Origin of the sequence: Enteractinococcus helveticum (assembly GCF_001657475.1) — a bacterium.
GTDB lineage: Bacteria > Actinomycetota > Actinomycetes > Actinomycetales > Micrococcaceae > Yaniella > Yaniella helvetica.
Genome location: NZ_LXEY01000086.1, coordinates 1 through 382 on the forward strand (window position 1 = coordinate 1; position 382 = coordinate 382).

Here is a 382-nt window from a genome sequence, read left to right on the forward strand (position 1 = left end):
CAGGACCACCAGCCCCTCGTTGGGCTTTTTTCTATTCTTCTACTTCGACATTTTCAGGTGTCAGTTACCGTTTTATCTGCATTTGGTCGATTCGGTTTTGTTGTTTTTGCATTATTGTTTGTGGTTTGGTGATTCTTATGTGATTTCTTACTTGACCTCGTTTGTTTTTTTGGACCGTGTGCTGGTTTCTTATTATGTTGCTTTTTCTGACCTGAAGTTTTATTTGTAGATGCTTTTGATGCATTTCGTTTATTTGAAGGTGTTGTTTTTTTAGATTGTTTACCTGATTTCTTGTCAATAGCTGTATTATTAGTTGTTTTTTCATCAGCTTTACGTGTAATAACACCATTTTCAAATTTAGCTTCTTTTTGTTTAACAGTGT

The 382-nt window shown here is 34.3% G+C and carries 1 protein-coding gene; it reads right to left on the reverse strand.

From position 1 onward, the window contains the following. Window positions 1-53 precede the first annotated feature (53 nt). Window positions 54-382 (reverse strand): hypothetical protein (locus A6F49_RS14665; protein WP_082911827.1); only part of this gene is annotated, 329 nt, incomplete at its 5' end.